The 22,610-nt window shown below is 34.4% G+C and carries 17 protein-coding genes; 6 read left to right on the forward strand and 11 right to left on the reverse strand.

The window, feature by feature from the left end; translation table 11 throughout:
• Positions 1 to 87: 87 nt before the first annotated feature.
• From asnS to pyrH, 5 genes are all read right to left on the reverse strand, one after another.
• The gene (gene asnS / locus JMA43_RS03975; RefSeq protein ID WP_342155070.1) at positions 88 to 1,521 is read right to left on the reverse strand and encodes an asparagine--tRNA ligase; all 1,434 of its coding nucleotides are present in this window, start codon (positions 1,519 to 1,521) and stop codon (positions 88 to 90) included.
• A gap of 479 nt (positions 1,522 to 2,000) precedes the next feature.
• Positions 2,001 to 4,385, reverse strand: a complete 2,385-nt coding sequence (locus JMA43_RS03980) for an efflux RND transporter permease subunit (RefSeq protein ID WP_342155071.1) — start codon at positions 4,383 to 4,385, stop codon at positions 2,001 to 2,003.
• A 45-nt stretch (positions 4,386 to 4,430) separates the two neighbouring features.
• A complete protein-coding gene (locus JMA43_RS03985; RefSeq protein WP_342155072.1) occupies positions 4,431 to 6,761 on the reverse strand; it encodes a DUF5686 family protein in 2,331 nt (776 codons plus the stop codon).
• A 104-nt stretch (positions 6,762 to 6,865) separates the two neighbouring features.
• Positions 6,866 to 7,420: a ribosome recycling factor gene (gene frr, locus JMA43_RS03990; protein WP_342155073.1), complete on the reverse strand. Its 555-nt coding sequence runs from the start codon at positions 7,418 to 7,420 to the stop codon at positions 6,866 to 6,868.
• 45 nt (positions 7,421 to 7,465) lie between these two features.
• Positions 7,466 to 8,173 (reverse strand): UMP kinase, encoded by a 708-nt coding sequence (pyrH, locus tag JMA43_RS03995; RefSeq protein ID WP_342155074.1) that lies wholly within the window; start codon positions 8,171 to 8,173, stop codon positions 7,466 to 7,468.
• 583 nt (positions 8,174 to 8,756) lie between these two features.
• Between pyrH and JMA43_RS04000 the strand changes: the two genes are divergently transcribed.
• The 6 genes from JMA43_RS04000 (at position 8,757) to JMA43_RS04025 (ending at position 14,776) form a co-directional block, all read left to right on the forward strand.
• The gene (locus tag JMA43_RS04000; protein WP_342155075.1) at positions 8,757 to 8,942 is read left to right on the forward strand and encodes a hypothetical protein; all 186 of its coding nucleotides are present in this window, start codon (positions 8,757 to 8,759) and stop codon (positions 8,940 to 8,942) included.
• Positions 8,943 to 9,034: 92 nt separating this feature from the next.
• Positions 9,035 to 9,781, forward strand: a complete 747-nt coding sequence (locus JMA43_RS04005) for a GLPGLI family protein (protein WP_342155076.1) — start codon at positions 9,035 to 9,037, stop codon at positions 9,779 to 9,781.
• Between the two features lie 18 nt (positions 9,782 to 9,799).
• Positions 9,800 to 10,546 carry a GLPGLI family protein gene (locus tag JMA43_RS04010; protein WP_342155077.1) on the forward strand — a complete coding sequence of 249 codons (747 nt, stop codon included), beginning with the start codon at positions 9,800 to 9,802 and terminating at the stop codon, positions 10,544 to 10,546.
• A gap of 18 nt (positions 10,547 to 10,564) precedes the next feature.
• Positions 10,565 to 11,311 (forward strand): GLPGLI family protein, encoded by a 747-nt coding sequence (locus JMA43_RS04015; RefSeq protein ID WP_342155078.1) that lies wholly within the window; start codon positions 10,565 to 10,567, stop codon positions 11,309 to 11,311.
• 18 nt (positions 11,312 to 11,329) lie between these two features.
• Positions 11,330 to 12,076 (forward strand): GLPGLI family protein, encoded by a 747-nt coding sequence (locus tag JMA43_RS04020; protein WP_342155079.1) that lies wholly within the window; start codon positions 11,330 to 11,332, stop codon positions 12,074 to 12,076.
• Between the two features lie 39 nt (positions 12,077 to 12,115).
• Complete coding sequence (locus JMA43_RS04025) at positions 12,116 to 14,776, forward strand: TonB-dependent receptor (protein ID WP_342155080.1); 2,661 nt, start codon at positions 12,116 to 12,118, stop codon at positions 14,774 to 14,776.
• A 61-nt stretch (positions 14,777 to 14,837) separates the two neighbouring features.
• Here JMA43_RS04025 and tsf read toward each other — a convergent pair whose 3' ends face one another.
• The 6 genes from tsf to JMA43_RS04055 all read right to left on the reverse strand — a co-directional run bounded on the left by tsf (position 14,838) and on the right by JMA43_RS04055 (position 22,541).
• A complete protein-coding gene (gene tsf / locus JMA43_RS04030) occupies positions 14,838 to 15,662 on the reverse strand; it encodes a translation elongation factor Ts (RefSeq protein WP_342155081.1) in 825 nt (274 codons plus the stop codon).
• A gap of 94 nt (positions 15,663 to 15,756) precedes the next feature.
• A complete protein-coding gene (rpsB, locus tag JMA43_RS04035) occupies positions 15,757 to 16,554 on the reverse strand; it encodes a 30S ribosomal protein S2 (RefSeq protein ID WP_342155082.1) in 798 nt (265 codons plus the stop codon).
• 202 nt (positions 16,555 to 16,756) lie between these two features.
• Entirely contained in the window at positions 16,757 to 17,143 is a 387-nt protein-coding gene (rpsI, locus tag JMA43_RS04040) for a 30S ribosomal protein S9 (RefSeq protein ID WP_342155083.1), read from the reverse strand.
• Complete coding sequence (rplM, locus tag JMA43_RS04045; protein WP_342155084.1) at positions 17,143 to 17,598, reverse strand: 50S ribosomal protein L13; 456 nt, start codon at positions 17,596 to 17,598, stop codon at positions 17,143 to 17,145. The genes rpsI and rplM overlap by 1 nt, the downstream gene beginning before the upstream one ends.
• Before the next feature lie 313 nt (positions 17,599 to 17,911).
• The gene (locus JMA43_RS04050; RefSeq protein WP_342155085.1) at positions 17,912 to 19,408 is read right to left on the reverse strand and encodes a RagB/SusD family nutrient uptake outer membrane protein; all 1,497 of its coding nucleotides are present in this window, start codon (positions 19,406 to 19,408) and stop codon (positions 17,912 to 17,914) included.
• A gap of 10 nt (positions 19,409 to 19,418) precedes the next feature.
• Positions 19,419 to 22,541, reverse strand: coding sequence for a SusC/RagA family TonB-linked outer membrane protein (locus JMA43_RS04055; RefSeq protein ID WP_342155086.1), 3,123 nt, complete (start codon positions 22,539 to 22,541; stop codon positions 19,419 to 19,421).
• Positions 22,542 to 22,610: the final 69 nt, after the last annotated feature.

Below are 22,610 nucleotides of genomic sequence, written 5' to 3' on the forward strand. Positions count from 1 at the left end.
AAAAAAACCTTTATATAAAAATAAAAAAACTAGCTATATGAAACGTATTCACATGCTAGTTTTATTGTTTTTTGATGTTAATTTATTCTAAAATTCGGCGTTTTGCGGAGTTCTAGGGAAAGGAATAACGTCTCTAATGTTGGTCATTCCGGTGGTAAATAATACCAAACGCTCAAATCCGAGTCCAAAACCACTATGTGTTGCGGTACCAAATTTACGAAGCTCTAAGTACCACCAAAGTTCTTTTTCGTCGATGCCCATTGCTTTAACTTTGTTGAGTAAAACATCGTAACGCTCTTCTCTTTGTGCGCCTCCTACAATTTCTCCAATTCCAGGGAATAAAATATCCATGGCTCTTACGGTCTTTCCGTCTTCGTTTGCTCTCATGTAGAAAGCCTTAATGTCGGCAGGGTAATCAAAAAGAATTACAGGTGTTTTAAAGTGCTTTTCTACAAGGTAGCGTTCGTGCTCACTTTGTAAGTCTGCTCCCCATTCTTCAATAATGTAGTTGAATTTCTTCTTTTTGTTTGGCTTTGAGTTTTTAAGAATCTCAATAGCTTCTGTATAGCTAACGCGCTTAAAGTTATTGTCGATTACAAAATGAAGCTTTTCTGTAAGCGTCATTTCACTTCTTTCTGCTTGAGGCTTTGTTTTTTCTTCATCAAGAAGTCGTTGCTCTAAAAACTCTAAATCTTCTTTACAATTTTCTAACGCATATTTAATAACGTACTTAATAAAATCTTCAGCAAGATCCATGTTTCCGTCTAAATCAAGAAAAGCAACTTCTGGTTCGATCATCCAAAACTCAGCTAAGTGTCTAGATGTGTTAGAATTTTCTGCTCTAAATGTAGGGCCGAAAGTATAAATTTTTCCTAACCCCATTGCATACGCTTCTCCTTCTAACTGTCCAGAAACCGTTAAGTTGGTTTCTTTTCCGAAGAAATCTTCTTTATAATCAATTTCGTTATCTTCTGTTAACGGCGGATTTTTAGCATCTAAAGTAGTTACTCTAAACATTTCTCCAGCACCTTCAGCATCCGACCCTGTAATGATTGGGGTGTGCACATAGTTAAATCCGTTTTGGTTGAAGTATTGGTGAACCGCAAACGAAAGTGCCGAGCGTACACGCATAATTGCACTGAATGTACTTGTACGAACTCTTAAATGTGCCTTTTCTCTTAAAAATTCTAAAGAGTGTTTTTTAGGTTGTATTGGGTATTCTTCTGGGTTAGAAGTTCCTAAAACACTAATATCTTTTACTTGTATTTCTACACTTTGTCCTTTTCCTTGACTTTCAACCAACGTACCATTAATACTAACAGCAGCACCAGTGTTGAGTTGTTTTAAAATTGTTTCTGAAATATTTTCAAAATCTACAACGCATTGAATGTTGTTTATCGTAGAACCGTCGTTTAGTGCAATAAATCGGTTGCTTCTAAAAGTTCTAATCCATCCTTTAACGTGTACTTCTTGAAGAAGTTTTTCACCTCCAAGTAGTTCTTTAATGCTATCTAATTTCATTATGCTTACATCAAAATAATTGTGAGCACAAAGATAAAATTTTAAACCTATTAATTATAAGCATCGTAGCTTAGTTTGTTAAAAAGATTTATCAGATAATATTATGCTTTTGTTAAATCGAATAAAATTTTACTTACTGAGTATGTAGGAGTAATAATTTTTTTTGTACATTTAACATATGAAGTTGAAACTTTAAGAAAAGTTTAAGGAAATAAATTATAGGGAAAAACCCCTTTTTTAATTGTTTTAATTTTATATATTTGTAGAAAATAGTACATAAAATGTCCTAAAGGCATTCCAAAATATTTAAAAATGTAGGTTTGGGGGAACCTTAAAGTCTGTTCGGGAACTTGTTTTCGGCAGACTTTTTTTATGCAGTAAATTAAAATGTAGGGAAAATTAATACAGATGAATTTACAGACTGCTAATTATTTAAAATTAATTTCCAAAAAAAATTTAATTCTACGGAAAACAATAATTTACTCTTTACTGCTTTTTGGAAGTACGTCAATATTTGGTTTTTTCAGTACTTTTTTATTGGCAATGTTTCTTTCAAGCGCTAATAAAAGTGCTGGTAATAAAATTAAGTTTGCCAACATTGCAATTAAAAGTGTAAACGAAACTAAACCTCCAAGTGCTTTTGTACCACCAAAACTACTCAGCATAAAAACAGAGAATCCAAAGAATAATACTATAGAAGTGTAAAACATACTTACTCCAGTTTCTCTTAAAGCATTGTATACTGATTTTCTGATATTCCAATGATTTTTGGTTAATTCTTGTCTGTATTTTGCCAAGAAATGTATGGTGTCGTCTACAGAAATCCCGAAGGCAACACTAAATACTAAAATGGTTGATGGTTTTATAGGAATACCCAAAAAGCCCATCATTCCTGCAGTGATGATAAGTGGTAGTATGTTTGGAATTAAAGAAACTACAATCATTTTAAAAGACCTAAACATGTACGCCATAAATAGCGAAATTAAAAAGATAGCTAAGGCGAGCGACATCACTAAGTTTTTTACCAAATACTTAGTTCCTTTCATGAATACAAGCGCTTTTCCTGTTAGAGTTACATTATAGCGATCTTGTGGGAGGACTTTATGTATTTTTTTCCATAAATCTTCTTCGATGCCTTCCATTTTGTCGGTCCCGATATCTTGCATGAAAGTTGTAATACGTGCAATTTGCCCTGTTGAATCGACAAAACTTTTTAGCAGATCGGCATTGTCGGCCGATTTTTTGGCGTATGATAAAATAAATGTGTTTTCTTGATTGTTTGGCAACTGATAATAATTTGGATTACCATTGTAATATGCCTGTTTGGAATACTTTACCAAATTGGTTACCGATATAGGATCAGAAAGTTCTGGAATTTCTTTAATGAGAGTTTCCAATTCTTCCATTCTTCTTAAAGTAGATAATTTTAAAACACCATTTTTACGTTTGGTGTCTACCATTATTTCTACAGGCAGAATACCATCAAACTCTTTTTCAAAAAAACGAATATCGTCAAAAAAGGCTGCATCTTGCGGCATGTCTTCAATTAAACTACCCGAAATTCGTATTTGGTAAATACCGATAATACTAGCTACTAATGCAATTAAAGAAATTATAAAAACAGCAATTCGGTGATGTCTTACCGACTTTTCCATCCAACCAACAAAAGTGTTTATCCACTTTTTGTTTAAGTGTTTTAAGTGCTTTGTTTTTGGCAAAGGCATAAAACTATAAATAATCGGGATGATAAGCAGCGATAAAACGAAGATAGCAAAGATGTTTAAAGAGGCTACAATACCAAATTCTTTGAGCAATTTGCTTTCAGTAATAATAAAAGTTGCAAAACCAGCCGCAGTCGTAATATTGGTCATTAAAGTTGCGTTTCCAACATTCGAGATAACGCGCTGTAATGATTTGGCTTGGTTTCCGTGTTTTTGTACTTCTTGCTGATATTTATTAATGAGGAAAATACAATTGGGAATTCCGATCACAATTATCAACGGAGGAATTAACGCCGTAAGTACTGTAATTTCATAATGAAGCAAGCCTAAAATTCCGAAGGCCCACATAACACCTACAATTACAACAATCATTGAAATGAAGGTTGCGCGGAACGAACGGAAAAAGAAAAAGAAAATTAACGAGGTAACTCCAAGTGCAGCACCAATAAACATACTAATTTCATCGATGATACTTTGGGAGTTGAGCGTTCGGATGTACGGCATTCCAGAGACTTTTACATCGAGTCCTGTTTTGGCTTCAAAATCGTCGATAAGGGGTTCGAAATCGTTGATTACAAAATCCTTTCGGACGTTGGTGTTTACAATTTCTTTATCGATATAAATGGCGGTTCTAACCGTATGTGTTTTTTTGTTGAAAAGTAAACTTTCGTAAAAAGGAAGTTTCAGGAAAAGTTCATTTTTAATGCTATCTACTTCAGCTTTTGTTTTGAAATCTTCTTTGATGAGTGGCTCGAGTTCAAACTGTTGCTTTTCGGTATTCTTTACAAGTTTCTGAAGACTTTCCGTAGAAACAACTATATCGACTTCTGGTTTTGCTTGTAATTGTTTGCTGAGTTTATTCCATTCGTTAAAGTTATCAGGTGTAAATAAATTACTGTCTTTTACGGCAATAATTATTAAGTTTCCTTCTTCTCCAAATGTATCTAAAAACTTATTGTACTCTACATTTACAGGATGATGATCGGGTAGGAGGTTGGCTTCGGTAAAGGTGAAGCGCATGTTTTTCCACTGTGTACCGAGAAAAGCGGTAATACCGATTAAGATTAATAAAATAAGAATGCGATTGCGAAGTATTAACCTAGCAGTTTTTTTCCAAAAACCTTTTGTGATCTTGTTTAGCATCAAATTTAATTTCCGTGCAAAGGTAGAAAACCTAGCTTAATGAGCCTAAAAACCTAAAGTAAAATAGTAGGTAAATTTAAACGAAATATTGTCGTCGAAATTTGGCAAATGGTACGCTCCGTAGCGGTACATGAAATTGAGTCCGAAGCCTTTTAAAATTTTGTTGACTTCGAGTCCACTTTCAAAATATCCGTTTTCTAGCGAGCTAAATTCTATCCCTTGGTGTTGTTGTCTTTCTGATATATTTCCGATTGCAAATCGGGAGATTAAAACCAATTCTGGTCTAAATTTTTCGGTGATATTAAATCGTTTAAAATAATGTTTTGCTTGTGCTACCGCGTATCTGTCGGAAAAGAATTCGTTGAAATACATGGTTTCAAAACTATCGCGACCCGCTACCGAAAATCGGTTTAAAATATGTTCTCCGCCGGGTTGGTTTGGCGAGGTGTTGTACAATTCGGTTATCGGTAAATCGCCAAAACTAATTCCTCCTAACAATAAAAAGGTGGTTTTACCCATGTCTAGCGGACTAATTTCGTGCATGATGCGCATCGAGAATTTCGAGAAACTCAAATCGCTATCAAAAATATCGCGCAACGCTTGTGTGGTTTGAAAGGTAAATTGTGGGTAGCCAGTTTCTACAACAACTTTACCTTCTGAAGTTTGCATGTATTTGTTATACGGATTCCATTGTACAGCGGCCGTTATTGAACTTGTTTGGTAAGTGTCGTATGTTTTTCCATCGTTGGTAAATGTATAATCGTAGGTTGGTTTTACATCTTGATGCGACAGCTGAAACCGTGAACTTAGTTTTGCCGTAAAATCGTGGGTAAGGTATGCGCTTATGTCGTTTACTTTGTGAAACTGACTCAAATTGAAAAGTCTGGGTTCGAATAAATAAAAAGCGCGCCCGTCGGTTATAAAAGTCAAACTTCCAGTTTCTACTAAATCATCTTTGTAATTAAGTCCGATGCGGGTATCATCGTATTTATCCAATCTTGTTTCAGCGCCAAATCCAAATTTAAAGTTTCCGTCTTTTGTTCCGTAGGCACCATAACCATGAAGTTTTAATTTAGTTGAAAACCTATTGTTGGTTACTGCACTCATACCAAGTCGAAAACCTTCATAACGGTTAAACTTCAGCAACGATTTATAATCAAAATCAATATATTTTGTGCTTACATATCCTACAGCAAATTTTCTTATAAAAGATAATTTCTTCTCGTAATTATTGGCTTGCACAAGGCTATCTACCGCTTTGTAAGTTTCAATTTCTTTTGAAGTAATGGGCTCAGTGCGGTATTCTTCCCAAAAATTAGCATCTCTTTGTGTGGCAACATCTACCAATTCAATTGCCGTTCCTTTTCGTTCAATGGTAACAGGTTGATTGAGTAACACCTCAAAATTATTTGTTTCCGAAGTTAAATACAGATGCTTTGTAATATCGTCTGGATTGGTACTCACAAACGTAGAATCTTCCATTTTAGAGCTGTTTGCAATGCGAAGCGTTCCAAAGAGATTAACTACATTGTTGTTTTTTCCTTTACCAACTTCTACCTTATTATTGGCTGGGAACCAAATATCTTGGCTAGGAAAGTAGGTGTAGTTTTGAACCGCTGTAACCGAGATAGAAGCGTTTAATTTCGAAATAGTTTTTTGCAAGGCGTAGCTCTTCGCATCGATATACAAAACACCTTCAAGACCAATGTTTTCGTTTCCTCTTTTTGGAGTAAACTCAATTAAATAACCGTTTCTTCCTTGTTCGATTACAGTGTCTAGGAGTTGATAGTTGTATGTTTTTAAAGCCGATTTTCCGAGCGGACTTACAAACTCGGTACCAAAAACTTTGTAATGGTCTTTATAAAATGAAAAGGATTGCATCTCAATAGCCAAAACCTCGTAAATTGGTTTTTGTAAACCTGCCATGCGCGTTCCTAAAATAATTTCGCGTTTCCCTCTGTATTTTGAAAACAAAAAGTTAGACGCTTTTTCTAGGATGTATAAATGCGATTTTTCAAGTTGTTTTTTAAGCTGATAATTGGTCGAGTCTATTTTTTTAAACTTTAAGCCCTTTCGCTTTGCTTTAAAAATTGAGTCGATAGAACCGTTGATAGAGTCTTTATTGGCAGTAATTATGAGTTTGCTGTAACTTTTGTAATTAAAAGTGTTTAGCGTATCTTCAGGGTTGTTGCTATGTTTGTTGGCAATAGCTTTTTTGATGATGACAATTGTGCTGTCTTTTTTCTGCTGAAGAACAACCTCGTCGAGTTGTTGGATGGTGTCTAAATTTACAATTTTAGGCACAGGGGTTTGAGCGAAAGTATTTTCAGCTAAAAAGAATAAGAAAATCAAAAAAACGAGGTTTACGTTTTTCATTTTTCGTGAGGGAATAATTGCAAATAGAATAATCGTGTAATGTTACAAAAAAATAAAGCGACTGTTGAAAGTCGCTTTATTTTTTATTGAAAGTTTAACGATTTTTAAACCGTCATAATTTCTTTTTCTTTTACTACCAATAGCGCATCTGTTTTTTTGATAAACTCATCGGTTAATTCCTGAATATCTACTTCGGCATTTGCTTTTACATCTTCAGAAACATCCAATTTTTTGATGTCTTTATTGGCATCTTGACGTGCACTTCTAATCGAAACTTTTGCGTCTTCAGCTGCAGCTTTGGCTTGTTTTACTAAATCTCTTCTTCTTTCTTCGGTAAGTGGCGGAACATTGATAATTACCATTTCTCCGTTGTTCATTGGGTTAAACCCAAGATTGGCAATCATAATTCCTCTTTCGATTTCTTGAAGCATCGATTTTTCCCAAGGCTGAATAGAAATAGTACGTCCGTCTGGTGTGCTTACGTTTGCTACTTGGCTAAGCGGTGTTGGCGACCCGTAGTAATCTACCATTACACTACCAACCATTGCAGGACTTGCTTTTCCGGCACGGATGTTTGTAAACTCTTTCTCTAAATGTTTGATAGCACCGTTCATTGCTTCTTTGGTACTGTCTAATATAAAATCAACTTCTTCGGTCATAACGATGTATGTTTTGAATAGTTTGGCAAAAATAAGCCAAGTTTATTAAAGATTTACTTTTGTTCCGATATTTTCTCCTGAAACTACTTTGAGTAGATTTCCTGGCTTGTTCATATCAAAAACTATAATTGGCAATTCGTTTTCTTGACTTAAGGTAAAGGCTGTAGTGTCCATTACTTTTAGGCCTTTGTTTAAAACATCTTTAAAGGTAATGTTGTCGAATTTTGTTGCGTCTTTGTTTTTTTCTGGGTCGGAAGTATAAATACCATCTACACGTGTACCTTTTAAAATAACGTCGGCATCGATTTCTATGGCACGAAGTACAGCAGCCGAATCGGTTGTGAAGTAAGGGTTTCCTGTTCCTCCTCCAAAAATTACAACGCGACCTTTTTCGAGATGGCGCATGGCACGACGACGGATAAATGGCTCTGCCACTTCATTAATTTTAATAGCCGATTGTAAACGAGTTTGAATTCCTTCGTCTTCTAAAGCCGATTGCAATGCAAGGCCGTTAATAACCGTTGCGAGCATTCCCATGTGGTCTCCTTGCACTCTATCCATACCGTTGCTGGCTCCAGCAAGACCTCTAAAAATATTTCCGCCACCAATAACAACAGCAACTTGTACCCCAGCGTCGATTACGGCTTTTATCTCTTCAGCATATTCTTTAAGCCTTTTAGGGTCGATTCCGTATTGTTTTTCTCCCATTAGGGCCTCTCCACTTAATTTAAGAAGTATTCTTTTGTATTGCATGTTTGTATGTTGAAGATTGTTTCTGAATATTTTCCGAAGCAAAAATAAACAAAATTATTAATACCATTTATACATCAATATTACTGGAATAAAATGTTTCTTTTTCCTCTTATCTTCATCATAAAATAAAACCGTAGCTTAGGCTATGTTTTGATTTTCTTCTTTGCTAAAAGAAAAAAATCATCCATTTTCTTTTACAGTAAAATCAATCTATAAATGGTATAAGTCCTATTCATAAACCATGTAAAGTACTTAAAAAGGATTTTAGGAAACTTTGTGAGAAAATATGTTTCAGTTTCATGTATTTCATCGAAAATATGTACTTTTTATAGTGTGGTATGTTTTTTTTTTTTTTACATTAGAGAAAATTAGCGCTATAAACTTGTTTTTTTATTCATTCAAAACCAAGTGTAGGATGTTAATTAAGTTGCAACGAAATCGGTGCCGATTTTTTTATTTATGACTGAAACCAATTACCGACTGAATACCAGACTGAATGTATTTTATTGTTTAATCAGTTAGTGCTTATGTACTAACCAAATACATTTTAATTATGAAAAACTTAAACAAAACAATGTTAGGAATGTTCTTCCTTTTTGCATTGACTTTAATGTCTTCCTATGCAACTGCTGCAATTCTTCAAGAAACAAATTGTAGTGAAGTTTTTAATAAGTGTGATGAAGATAACCCTGTAGAGGAAGATGAAAACGGTCATGATGATAATTTCGCAGAGTTCGATGTTTGCATGAGAGATAACGGTTGTGGATGATACCAATACTAAAAATGTAAAAGCTTTCATTACCAGATGAATTAATCAATAATGTGTAATGAAAGCTTTATTTTTTACAAAATTTTTATTATATGAAAAAACACTTACTACCACTTTTACTTTTATGTTTTGTGCTATTGCCTATTAGGTTGAGTAGTCAAAACAGATCTGCAATAATTAAATATCAAGGAGTTATAAATGAAAAGTATGTAGATAGCTTTGTTAAAGCTTTAGAGGCTGATAAAGATGTGTCTATGCATCTAAAACAAGAGATTGCAAAATATTACCAAAGTGCGCAACCAGAAATATTTTATTTACACATACAAGGTTTAGAGTCATATTATTATACCGACTTTTCTTTAAAAGTAGAAGGAGAGGACAATGCTGGGAGTCTCGCTTCAAACGATGATTATTACACTAATTCTAAAACAGGAGCTATTATTAAGCTAAATGAAACTATTGGAAATGTTCTTCATACGTCAGAAAAGTATTGGGAAATTACAGATGAGGTTAAAATGATAGGGGATTATAGATGTATACAAGCCATCCCTGTTTATAAAAGGTATAATGAAAAGACAGACACTTATTATTATAAAAAGAGAACCAAAGTATGGTTTACGCCAGATATTCCGTTGAGTTTTGGCCCTGCACAATATAAAGGGCTGCCAGGTTTAATTTTACAAATAGAGCATAGGCGGTATACGTTAACGGCAATACATATTGATTTAAATCCAGATGAAGCCGATTTAAAAATAAACCGTGTTGATGAAAATGAGCGAATTATATCTTTTCAAGAATTGATACGACGTCAAAAAGAAATGCGGAAAAACCGTTATTAATTGAGTTGATTTTTATTTATGAATAAACACTTATTACCACTTTTACTTTTATGTTTAACGCTACTACCTATTGAATTGTGTAGTCAAAGCAGGTCTGCAATAATAAAATATCAAGGAGTTATAAACGAGAAATATGTAGATAGCTTTGTTAAAGCTTTAGAGGCTGATAAAGATATGTCTATGCATAGTAAGCAAAGAGTTACGAATTTTTATAGAAGTGCTAAACCTGAGGAGTTTTATTTGCATATACAAAATCACGAATCTTATTATTTTACTGACTTTTCTTTAAAAGTAGAAGGAGAGCATAATGTAGGAAGTCTTGCTTCAAACGATTATTATTATACCAATTCCAAAGCTAGTACTGTAATAATGCAAAATGAAACACTGGGGAATGTTCTTTTCATGCCGGAAAAGCATTGGGAAATTACAGATGAGGTTAAAATGATAGGGGATTATCGATGTGTACAAGCCATCCCTGTTTATAAGCGATATAATGCTATGACAGATTCTTATTATTATAAAAAAGGGGCTAAAGTTTGGTTTACACCAGATATTCCGTTGAGTTTTGGTCCTGCACAATATAAAGGGTTGCCAGGCTTAATTTTACAGATAGAGCATAGGCGGTATACGTTAACGGCAATACATATTGATTTAAATCCAGATGAAGCCGATTTAAAAATTAACCGTGTTGATGAAAATGAGCGAATTATATCTTTTCAAGAAATGATAAACCGCCAAAAAGAAATGCGAAAAAACCGTTATTAATTGAGTTGATTTTTATTTATGAGAATACACTTACTACCACTTTTGCTTATATGTTTAACGCTACTACCTATTGAGTTGTGTAGTCAAAATAGTTCTGTAATAATAAAATATCAAGGAGTTATAAACGAGAAATATGTAGATAGTTTTTTAATTGATTTAGAGGCTAAAAAAGATGTGTCAATGCACATCAAACAAAATGTAAATAATTACTATAGAAGTGCACAACCAGAAATATTTTATTTGCACATTCAAGGTTTAGAGTCATATTATTATACCGACTTTTCTTTAAAAGTAGAAGGAGAGGACAATGCTGGGAGTCTCGCTTCAAACGATGATTATTACACTAATTCTAAAACAGGAGCTATTATTAAGCTAAATGAAACTATTGGAAATGTTCTTTTTACGCCAGAAAAGCATTGGGAAATTACAGATGAGGTTAAAATGATAGGGGATTATAGATGTATACAAGCCATCCCTGTTTATAAAAGGTATAATGAAAAGACAGACACTTATTATTATAAAAAGAGAACCAAAGTATGGTTTACGCCAGATATTCCGTTGAGTTTTGGCCCTGCACAATATAAAGGGCTGCCAGGTTTAATTTTACAAATAGAGCATAGGCGGTATACGTTAACGGCAATACATATTGATTTAAATCCAGATGAAGCCGATTTAAAAATAAACCGTGTTGATGAAAATGAGCGAATTATATCTTTTCAAGAATTGATACGACGTCAAAAAGAAATGCGGAAAAACCGTTATTAATTGAGTTGATTTTTATTTATGAATAAACACTTATTACCACTTTTACTTTTATGTTTAACGCTACTACCTATTGAATTGTGTAGTCAAAGCAGGTCTGCAATAATAAAATATCAAGGAGTTATAAACGAGAAATATGTAGATAGTTTTGTGACAGCGTTAAAAGCAAAGAAAAATGTTTCAATGCATCTAAAACAAGAGATTGCTAATAAATATCAGAATGCAATGACTGATGAATTTTACTTACATATTAAAGATGGGGAGTCTTATTATTTTGAAGATGAAACTTTAAAAGTAAATAATATAAATACAAAGGGCAGTTTAGCAAAAAGAACTCCATTCTATACAAACAGTAAAACAAATTCTATTATTCAGGTGACCACGTCAATGGGAAATGTGCTTTTTATGCCAGAAAAGCATTGGGAGATTACAGATGGGGTTAAAATGATAGGGGATTATAGATGTGTACAAGCCATCCCTGTTTATAAGCGATATAATGCTATGACAGATTCTTATTATTATAAAAAAGGGGCTAAAGTTTGGTTTACGCCAGATATTCCGTTGAGTTTTGGTCCTCAGGAATATAAAGGATTACCAGGCCTAATTTTACAAATAGAGCATAGACGGTATACGTTAACGGCAATACATGTTGATTTAAATCCAGATGAAGCCGATTTAAAAATAAACCGTGTTGATGAAAATGAGCGAATTATATCTTTTCAAGAATTGATACGACGCCAAAAAGAAATGCGAAAAAACAGATATTGATCAAAGCCTTACTTTGTTTTCAAACTATTTTAAACAGGCATGAATTTAAACAAACTCTTATTTCTTTTAGTTTTTCTACTGCTGGGCACTTCGTGTTTTTCACAAAGAGTGCTTAAAGGAGTTGTGAGAGATAGTTTGCAAAATCCTTTACCATATGCAAACGTAATTGCACAAACTACAGATTCGCTTCAAAAAGTAAAAATGGAGTTTTCCATCACAGACGAGCAAGGAAATTATCGGTTAGATTTAAAAGAGACTTCGTATGCTGTTACAACTAGTTATTTGGGGTATCTCCCTTATCGTTTTGAAATAACTCCAACTCAAGATACAGAGAGGGATATTGTTTTAAAACAAAAAGCAGAAGAATTGGGAGAGGTTGTTATTGAACCTCCGGTAGTAGTAAAAGAAGACACCATTGTTTATACCGTAGATAAGTTTGTTAAAGGAGACGAACGTAAGTTAAAAGACGTTCTTAAAAAGCTTCCAGGAATTGAAGTTGCTAGAGACGGTACCGTTACGGTGCAAGGCAAAAAGGTAACTGTATTGTTGGTAGAGAATAAAAAGTTTTTTGGTGGAGGTACTAAATTGGGAGTCGATAATATACCTGCTAACGCTATTGATAAGGTAGAGGTACTCGATAATTATAATGAAGTGTCTTTTTTAAAAGGACTAGAAGACACCAACGATATGGCGTTAAATGTAAAGCTGAAGGAGGATAAGAAAAATTTTGTTTTTGGGGATATTGAAGCAGGGAAAGGGAATGAAGATTTTTATAATGTACACAGCAATCTTTTTTATTACAGTCCAAAAACGAGTGTAAACAGTATTGGGAATTTAAATAATACCGCCAAGCAAGTATTTACGTATAAGCAATATTCCGATTTTCAAAATGGTATAAATCGAAGTCTTTTAAAGGGGAATACCAATTTTGATCTTCCTACAGATGAGTTTTCTCAGTTTTTAAAAGAGCAAGATGTTACATCCAGCGATCGCAAATTTGGTGCGCTAAATATTTCAAATGAATTTAATGATAAAATTAATATTGCTGGCTACGGAATATTCTCTCATACAAAAGAAGGTACTTTAACTGAAACTTATAATCAATACAATACATTTTCTGAACTAAAAGAGCAAACTTCCAATTTAAAAAACACACTTGGTATTGCTAGTTTAAACGCTACATATTTACCAAATTTAACCGATCAATGGTTGTTTAAAACTCAATTTAAAAGAGCTTCTAATGTAGGGACTACTCGTTTACAATCTGTGGTAGATACTATTAACAATTCATTTATTTCTCAGGATGATGTGGTAAATACTTTTTTTAATCAAATAGTAGAATGGCATCGGAAAAAATCAAAAAACCATATCTTTTCATTTGCTACAAATTATCAATTTGATGAGCGTTACCCGAAGATGAATTTGTTTTCAGATATGCCCATTTTGGAAGGTTTTGTACCGCTTATGGAAGCAGAATCATACGAGCTCGATCAACTAAAAAAGATAAAGAGAAATCAGCTAGATGCCATTTTTAAATATTATTGGGTGTTAAATGGTAAAAATCATATTTACACTACGCTCGGAAATACACTTATTGGCAATCGTTTTATTACAAACGATATGCAAATTTTGGACGACGGAAGTATGAATAATTTCAATACGAGTGGTTTTGGGAACGATTTGGATTTTAGTTTAAACGATTTCTTTTTTGGGGTACATTATAAATTTAAAACAGGAATTTTCACACTAGATCAGGGAGCGTTTTTACATCAGTACAATTGGAATATTGCGCAACAAGAAGAGGTTTCTAAAAGTAAAGCAGTATTGTTGCCTAGCGTATCTATTAAAGCTAAGTTTAGTAAGCGAAAAGAGTTGGAGTTTAGTTATGAAATAAATAGCTCGTTCTCCAACGCCTCTATGTTTGCAAACAGGTTGTATGTGTTGTCGTACAATTCGGTTTTTAAAGGAAACAATGCTTTGGAAAATCAACTGTCGCATAATTTTAGATTACGTTTTAATAAATTTAGTACGTATAGGGGTTTTAGTTATTATATTACATTTAATTATGCTGAAAAAACAAAAGGTGTTATAAACGATGTAAATTATGAAGGCATCAATCAAAGTGTCATACCAATTTATATCGATAATCCATCCAATCGTTTTAGTGTTTATGGGCGCATTCGAAAAAATGTAAAGAATATAAATTTGGCTTTTGGGTTTCATCAATTTACTTCAAAGTACTTACAAAACATCAATTCGGTTTTAGAAACCAATAAAAGCAATAATTTTTCTTATAATTTATCTGCCAAAACACTGTTTGATAATTTTCCAACTATTGAAGCAGGTTTTAAACAAAGTGTTGGGACGTACACTTTAAGTAGTAGCGAGTCTAAATTTGTGACTACCGAACCATTTATAAATATTGATTACGATTTTTTAAAAGGATGTATAGCCTCATTTGATTTTACTTCCTACACCTATAAAAATAAAACGTTTAATGCTCAAAATAATTACGACATCGCAAATGCTTCTTTGTATTATAAAAATGATAATAGCGCATGGAGTTTTAAGATAGAGGCTAAAAACTTGTTTAATGTTCAATATAAAAATTCCAATAGTTTTTCATCTTATATTATTTCTGATACTCGTAATTATATCATGCCACGTATTTTGATGTTTTCTGTTGGATATAATTTATAAAAAAACCCACTTTCAAAATAGTATTGAAAATGGGTTTTAAATATGTTTGAAAGGCTATAGTTTATCCTAAAGCAACTCTTTCGAATGCTACTACAGTAAGCTCTTTGTCAAAAGATTTTACGTATTCAGCAACACTTTGTTTGTTGTCTTTAATAAAGTCTTGGTTTACTAAAGTGTTGTCTTTAAAGAAACGCTTTAATTTACCTTTAGCGATGTTTTCTAACATAGCTTCTGGTTTTCCTTCAGCTCTTAAAGTGTCTTTAGCAATTTCGATTTCTTTATCGATAATTTCTTGGTCAACACCAGTTTCGTCTAAAGCAACAGGATTCATTGCAGCGGCTTGCATAGCAACGTCTTTTGCAGCTACATCTGCACCTTCTGCAGTTGCAGATAAACCAACTAGGGTAGCAATTTTGTTACCTGCGTGGATGTAAGAACCTACAAATGGAGCTTCTAAAGTTCTGAAATCTCCGATTTCGATTTTCTCTCCAATTACTCCAGTTTGCTCGATTAATTTATCGGCAACTTTAATTCCTTTGTAATCTGCTTCTAAGAATGCATCTTTAGAATCGAAGTTTAAAGCTAACTCGGCAAGATCGTTTGCTAAAGTTACGAACGAATCGTTTTTAGCTACGAAGTCTGTCTCACAGTTTAAAGATACGATTACCCCTCTTGTGTTGGCGTCGTTTACTTTTGCAATTACTGCACCTTCAGTAGATTCTCTGTCGGCTCTTTTTGCTGCAACTTTTTGTCCTTTTTTACGAAGAACTTCTACTGCTGTATCAAAATCGCCATCTGCTTCTACTAATGCATTTTTACAATCCATCATACCAGCACCAGTGGCTTTTCTTAATTTATTTACTTCAGCGGCTGTAATTTTTGCCATTTCTATTTCAGTTTTAATTAGTAAAGTCGTTACCTATTTATTTCTATACAAAAGTAAAGAAGATAAACGGATAACGACTTTATGAAATTATTATTTATTCGTTTTCTTCAGCTTCTAAAGCTTTTGCCTTTTTTTCTTTCGCGTCAAGCTCAGCTTTTGATTCTTCAGCTTCGTCAGCTTGTTTCTCAGCAGCTTTGTCTGCTTTTCTTTCAGAAAGACCTTCAGCAATAGCTCCTGTTACATGAGCTAGAACTTTCTCGATAGATTTTGAAGCATCATCGTTTGATGGAATTACGTACTCAACTTCTCTTGGATCTGAGTTTGTATCCACCATTGCAAATATTGGAATGTTTAATTTTTGTGCTTCTTTTACCGCGATGTGTTCGCGCATCGTGTCTACAATAAACAATGCTCCTGGTAAGCGAGTCATGTCAGAGATTGAACCTAAGTTTTTCTCTAATTTTGCTCTTAAACGATCTACTTGTAGTTTTTCTTTTTTAGAAAGTGTATCAAAAGTACCGTCTTTTTTCATTCTATCGATTGAAGCCATTTTTTTAACAGCTTTACGGATAGTAACAAAGTTAGTAAGCATTCCACCTGGCCATCTTTCTGTGATGTAAGGCATGTTTACTGCTCCTGCTTTATCAGCAACGATATCTTTTGCTTGCTTTTTGGTAGCTACAAATAAAATTTTTCTACCTGAAGCTGCAATCTTTTTTAGGGCTTCGTTTGCCTCTTCGATTTTTGCAGCTGTTTTGTATAAATTGATAACGTGGATTCCGTTACGCTCCATGTAGATATAAGGAGCCATGTTTGGATTCCATTTTCTAGTAAGGTGACCAAAGTGTACACCTGCTTCTAGTAAATCTTTAACTTCTATGTTATTTGCCATTTTTGTAATAGTTTACGTTCCGTTGCCCACAAGGTGGGTTTTTTATTTAGCAATGTTAAAGTGGTCACGATTGTTCGATTGCCTTTACCATTTGGATGCTAAACTCATCTTCGTTTCTCGAGAGAATCGAAGCAACGACATGTTTTAAATTCAATAATAAATGAACCATGTGCGAAAAACACATGTAAAAAAATGATTCAGATTAACGTTTAGAGAACTGGAATTTCTTACGTGCTTTCTTCTGACCAAATTTCTTACGCTCTACCATTCTAGGATCTCTAGTTAATAATCCTTCTGGTTTAAGAGTTCCTCTGTTTTCTGCATCTACTTCGCAAAGTGCTCTAGAGATAGCTAAACGGATAGCTTCTGCTTGCCCTGTAACACCTCCACCGTAAACATTTACTTTAATGTCAAAGTTTTCAACATTTCCTGTAAGTTCTAAAGGCTGTTGTACTTTGTACTGTAATGTTGGTGTTGGGAAGTATTGCGTAAATTCTTTTTTGTTGATGGTGATGTTTCCGTTACCTTCAGAAACGTACACTCTTGCAACTGCAGTTTTTCTTCTGCCGATTTTGTGAATTACTTCCATTATTTAAGATCGTTTAAGTTAATAGCAGTTGGCTTTTGCGCTTCTTGAGCATGCTCAGCACCAACGTACACTTTTAAATTACGGAATAAAGCTGCACCTAATTTGTTTTTAGGAAGCATTCCTTTAATTGATTTTTCTAACAAACGCGCTGGGTCTTTTTTGTAAAGCTCTGTAGCTGTTGTTATTCTCTGACCACCTGGGTAACCTGTGTGACGCACGTATTGTTTTGCATCCCATTTTTTACCTGTTAAGTTGATTTTTTCTGCATTGATAATTACTACATTATCTCCACAGTCAACATGCGGTGTGTAATTAGGCTTGTACTTACCTCTAAGTAGCTTTGCTACTTTAGAAGAAAGACGGCCTAGCGTCTGACCTTCAGCATCTACTAAAACCCACTGTTTGTTTACAGTAGCTTTGTTTGCTGAAATTGTTTTGTAGCTTAATGTATCCACACTAACTTTTTTTAAAAATTAAACATTCCATTCCCATCCCCAAACGTGAATTCGGGATAATGGGGTGCAAAAGTACAACTATTTATGTTATTTGCAAATAGTGGTTGTTAATTATTTGTTGTTTTGAAGCGTTTGGTTTTTAGGGGGTTAATGTTTTTTCAATTTACTACGTTTTTTAGTTTTACTACTATGAACTGTATGTTGAGTTGCTGCTGTGGTAAGTTTTGTATTGTTACTATAGTTAATTTACAAGATTTAGGGTATAAAAAAACTCCCTTGAATAAGGGAGTTTTAATATCTGTTTGATATGTAGTTATATCGGGTTTTGTTCTAATAATGGATTTGCATTTAATGCGTCTTGTGGGATAAGCCACTGCCATCTGTTGTCTCCAGCTGGTACATCGTACACGTTATTAATAACACTTCCTACGTGGTTTGCACCATTTCTGTCTAATGGTTGGTTTAAACGTTTTAAATCGTAAAATCTAAATCCTTCTCCCCAAAGTTCGATACGTCTTTGAATGTATATTTCTTCTTTTAAGGCTTGACCTGAATTTGAAGATAAAGTGTATTCTGGATCTCGTGAAGAAGCAAATTCTAACAATACTTGTTTTGCACTAGCTTCATTAGTATATGATAATGCTTCTGCTTCAATTAAATACATTTCAGCAGCTCTCATATAAGGTACGTCCATTCTACTATCTCCTGTTCCTGCAGCTAGAAACTTTTGACTTGTATAGGGATACTTCGTAAAGTTTGATGCAATTTCATACCCTGGAGGTAAACTATCGTGTTCTCCTGTTGGGTCAAAAAGTTTAGCTCTAATATCCGTAGGCTCAATTTTATCATACAATAAATTGTTTATAGCTTTTGGATTTGTTCTAATGTTTGTTGAGCTATAGTTTCTAGATACATATGCTCCGAAGTTTCCAAAGTAATCTGTTTGATCTTCTTGAATATGACTTCCCCACATCCATTCACCATTTCCATAGTCGTTGAAATTTCCGAAGTAATCATCTCTTGACATTAAGCTATAGCCAGATCTTGCCATTTTAGCATACGTAGCAGCTGTAGTGTAGTCTTGTTGCACCAAAGCGACTCTTGCTTTAAGTCCAAGAGCTACAGATTTATCAAGATGTGATTTGTTTGGACGCTCATAACCTTCTAAAAGTGAGATTGCTTCATCGATATCTGTGTGAATTTGTGTGTACACTTCTTCAACTGTATTTCTAGCTAAAGGATCGTTGTCTGCAGTTAAACGGATTGGAACTCCAAGCTGTGTGTTTTCAGAAGAAGCATCATATCTTTTTCCGAATAATTGAACCAACTGAAAATGTGCCCATGCTCTATAAACTAGCGCTTGCCCAACTGCTGCATTTCTTTCAGCATCTGGTCCTTCGGCATTTTCAGCTCCGTTAATAACTACGTTTGCATTTCTGATGATTCTATAATAGGTTCTGTATGGGAATAAGTCATCACTATCGTTTGCATTGGTGTGGTCGTTCCATGCTGATGCACTAACAAACCAACCATTTCCTCTTGAAGTCATAACGAAATCTTCTCCTAGAACATCGTTTTGAATCATTAAAGATCCGATTCCACTTTTCCCTTGAGAATCTTGGTAACGAATGTATAGCGATCTGTGAATACCGTTTATTACCAAGAATAAGTTTCCTGTGGTAGTAGTCGCTGATTGATCGGAAACACTCTCTGTAGGAACTTCATTTAGGAAGTCGTCGCTACAAGAGAAGAGTCCTAAATTTAGAACTGATAATCCGACTAGTATGCTGTTTTTTATAGTTTTTTTCATGATTTTTTAATTAAAAAATTACGTTTAACCCTAATGAAATAACTCTTGCAGGAGTAAACCTGTTACTTGTTGTACCATTAAAGTTTTGTCCTACATCCATTCCTTGTCTTTCGGTAAGTTTAAATAAGTTCTCTCCCGATGCATAAATTTTAAGACTGTTAAGTCCTAAAGCGTCTAATACACTGCTGTCAAAGCTGTAAGATAAGTTTACTTGTCTAAGTGCAAGATAGTCTGAGCTTGTAAGCCATCTGCTTGATCCTGCTCCAAATACAGAAGTTTTTGTAGCATCTAATCTAGGAACATCTGTAACGTCTCCTGGTTGTTGCCAACGGTCTAAAATGTCGGTGCTAAGTGCTGTTCCGTACTCTCCAGACTCCATTAAACCAGCGTAGTTAGTATCGTAAGTTTCACCTCCAACTTGGTAAGTAAATGTAAATCCTAATTCTACACCTTTAAATCTGAAGTTGTTACGAATAGCTCCAAATACATCTGGAGTAGCCGATCCTACAAAGTCGTATAAAGCTTTGTTTTGGTCTGTTGTAACAGTTGTACCATTGATGATTCTCACTGCGTCATCATCTTCTTCGATTAATTCTGGATCTGCGATATATAAAGCAGCTCCATCTGCAGGGTCAACACCATACCAATCTCTTAACCAATAATCGTAGATATCTCCACCAACAATTAGTTTTTTAGATCCGTTGATGATTTCTTCTTGAGAAAGTTCGTTGATTTTGTTTTTAAGCGTAGATGCGTTTATTCCTAAATCCCATCCAAAATCTTGGTTTCTTACAATTCCGAAGTTAAGTTCAACTTCAATACCACTATTTGTCCAGCTTCCAATGTTTGCAGGATAATCGTCTAATCCAGAAGATACAGGTAACGGAACGTCAAATAATAAATCTTCAGATTTACGTCTGTAGTATTCTACTGTACCAGCAACTCTGTTTTGGAATAAACCAAATTCTAAAGCGTAGTCTGTTTGGATGTTTGTTTCCCATTTTAAAACTGGGTTTCCTGGAGAACTTACTAAAATACCTCCTTCAGAACCGTTGTTGTATCCTAAATCGAATAACGACTGACTTACGTAATAACCTCCTAAGTTATCGTTACCTACCTCTCCGTAAGAAGCTCTAAGTTTTAAAAGGTCAATCCAAGTAACATTTTTAATAAAGTTTTCTTGATCTAATCTCCATGCACCACCAACAGAGAAGAAGTTACCCCATCTTGCATCTTCATCAAAACGAGAAGAACCATCTCTTCTGAATGATCCAGAAATGTAATACTTGTTGTCGAAGTCGTAGTTTAATCTAGAGAAATATCCTTCTGTAGTTTGTCTACTTGTATATGAGTCTAAGTTGTTTGTAGTAGTAAAGTTGATAAGCTCAGTATTACCTTCTACAATTTGTTCTTGTCTTGATCCATCCAAATAGTTGTATTCTGTTTCAAAACTCTCATGTCCTAATAAAGCAGAAACGGTGTGTTTTCCGAAGTCTCTGTCGTATCTTAAAAGTTGGTTGTAGTTTTGAGTAGATCTTGTAGTAGATGTTCTTCCAGCTCTACCGTCTGGTGCACCATCTCCAACAATTGGATTGTCGAAATCTTCGTTGTAATAAAATCTTTTGTCTAAGGCTGCATTTACTGTAAATGTAAAGTTTTGTAAAAAGTAAAACTCAGCATAAGTACGTCCAGAGAAAGAGAAAATTTTATCGCGGTCTACATTTAACATAGTTTCTTGAATAACGTTTCTTCCGCTACCACCACCACCTACACGGTAGTCTCCTATATCGTAGATTCTTTGTCCGTAGTCATCTAAAAGGTACTCTCCAGTTACTAGATCGTGTTGATGAACAGGGTAAATCGGAGCAATTCTTCTAGTAGTATAAAATGGGTTTACATACCCAGTGCTACTTCCATCTGCAGCTTGGTTAGAGATTGAGCTAGTTCCTGAAAGGTTTAATCCTGTTTTAACCCACTCTTTTAGTTTTGAATTTACATTAATTCTTGCTGAAATTCTTTCGAAATCAGAATTTGCGATATACCCTTCTTCGTTAAGATATCCTAAAGAAGCATAGTAGTCTGTGTTTTCATTAGCACCTTGGTAAGAAAAATCTACATTTTGTCTTGTTCCAGTTCTAATAAGTTGATCTTGCCAATCTAAATCGTTTTGATCTAATTTATATTGTGCATTTGGATTTAATTGTCCGTTTGTAAGTACAATTTGATCGTTAGCAACATTAAAAGGATTGTATCCTAATTCGTTAAAAATTTCTGCAGAAGCTTCTGCGTTTGCTTCATCAACAGGAGTGCTTCCAGACATTGAAAGTCCGTTTCTGTATGCCTCCCATAATAAAGGATAGTATTGTTTAGCATTTACTCTTTCATACTCAGGAATCGATCTTGAAGTAACCCCTTGACTAAAGTTTAAAGAGATTTTGCTTTTTCCTTGTTTTCCTTTTTTTGTTGAAATTAATACAACTCCATTTGCAGCTCTAGCACCATAAAGAGAAGTAGAAGCAGCGTCTTTAAGAACTGTCATACTTTCAATATCATTAGGGTTGATACTTGAAAGTTCTCCGTTAAACTGTACTCCGTCTACAATATAAAGAGGAGTGTTTGAAGCACTGTAAGAACCTGTACCTCTAATTTGGATACTTGGTGATGCGCCTGGTTGACCGTTTGGAGCAGAAACATTTACCCCAGCAGCTGCACCATCTAGCGCATTAAGCGCATTTGTAATAACTCTTTGGTCTAATTGCTCCGCATTAATTTGCGTCGCCGACCCTGTAAAATCTTCTTTTTTGGAGGTACCATAAGCAACAACGATTACTTCGTCTAGCGATTGAGCGTCTTCTTCAAGATTGATGTTGATAACACTCTTAGCTCCAACTTTAACATCAATAGTTTTGTAACCGATGTAAGAAAAAGATAAAGTTTCTCCGACTTGAGTAGAAATACTGTAATTTCCATCAAAATCTGTTTGAACCCCACTTGTAGTCCCCTTCACTACAATGTTGGCTCCTGGTAATGGTAGTCCATCGGTGGCCGATGTTACAGTTCCCGAGACTGTCTTTTCTTGAGCAAGTGAAACTTGCCAGGTGGCAATGCATAAAAGCATTAAAACCCATTTCATGTTTACATTCATTTTTGATTAGCTTTAAATTTCCGTTAAAGAACGTAAAACTAATGTTAAAATAATAGA

Origin of the sequence: Joostella sp. CR20 (assembly GCF_038433465.1) — a bacterium.
Lineage (GTDB): Bacteria > Bacteroidota > Bacteroidia > Flavobacteriales > Flavobacteriaceae > Galbibacter.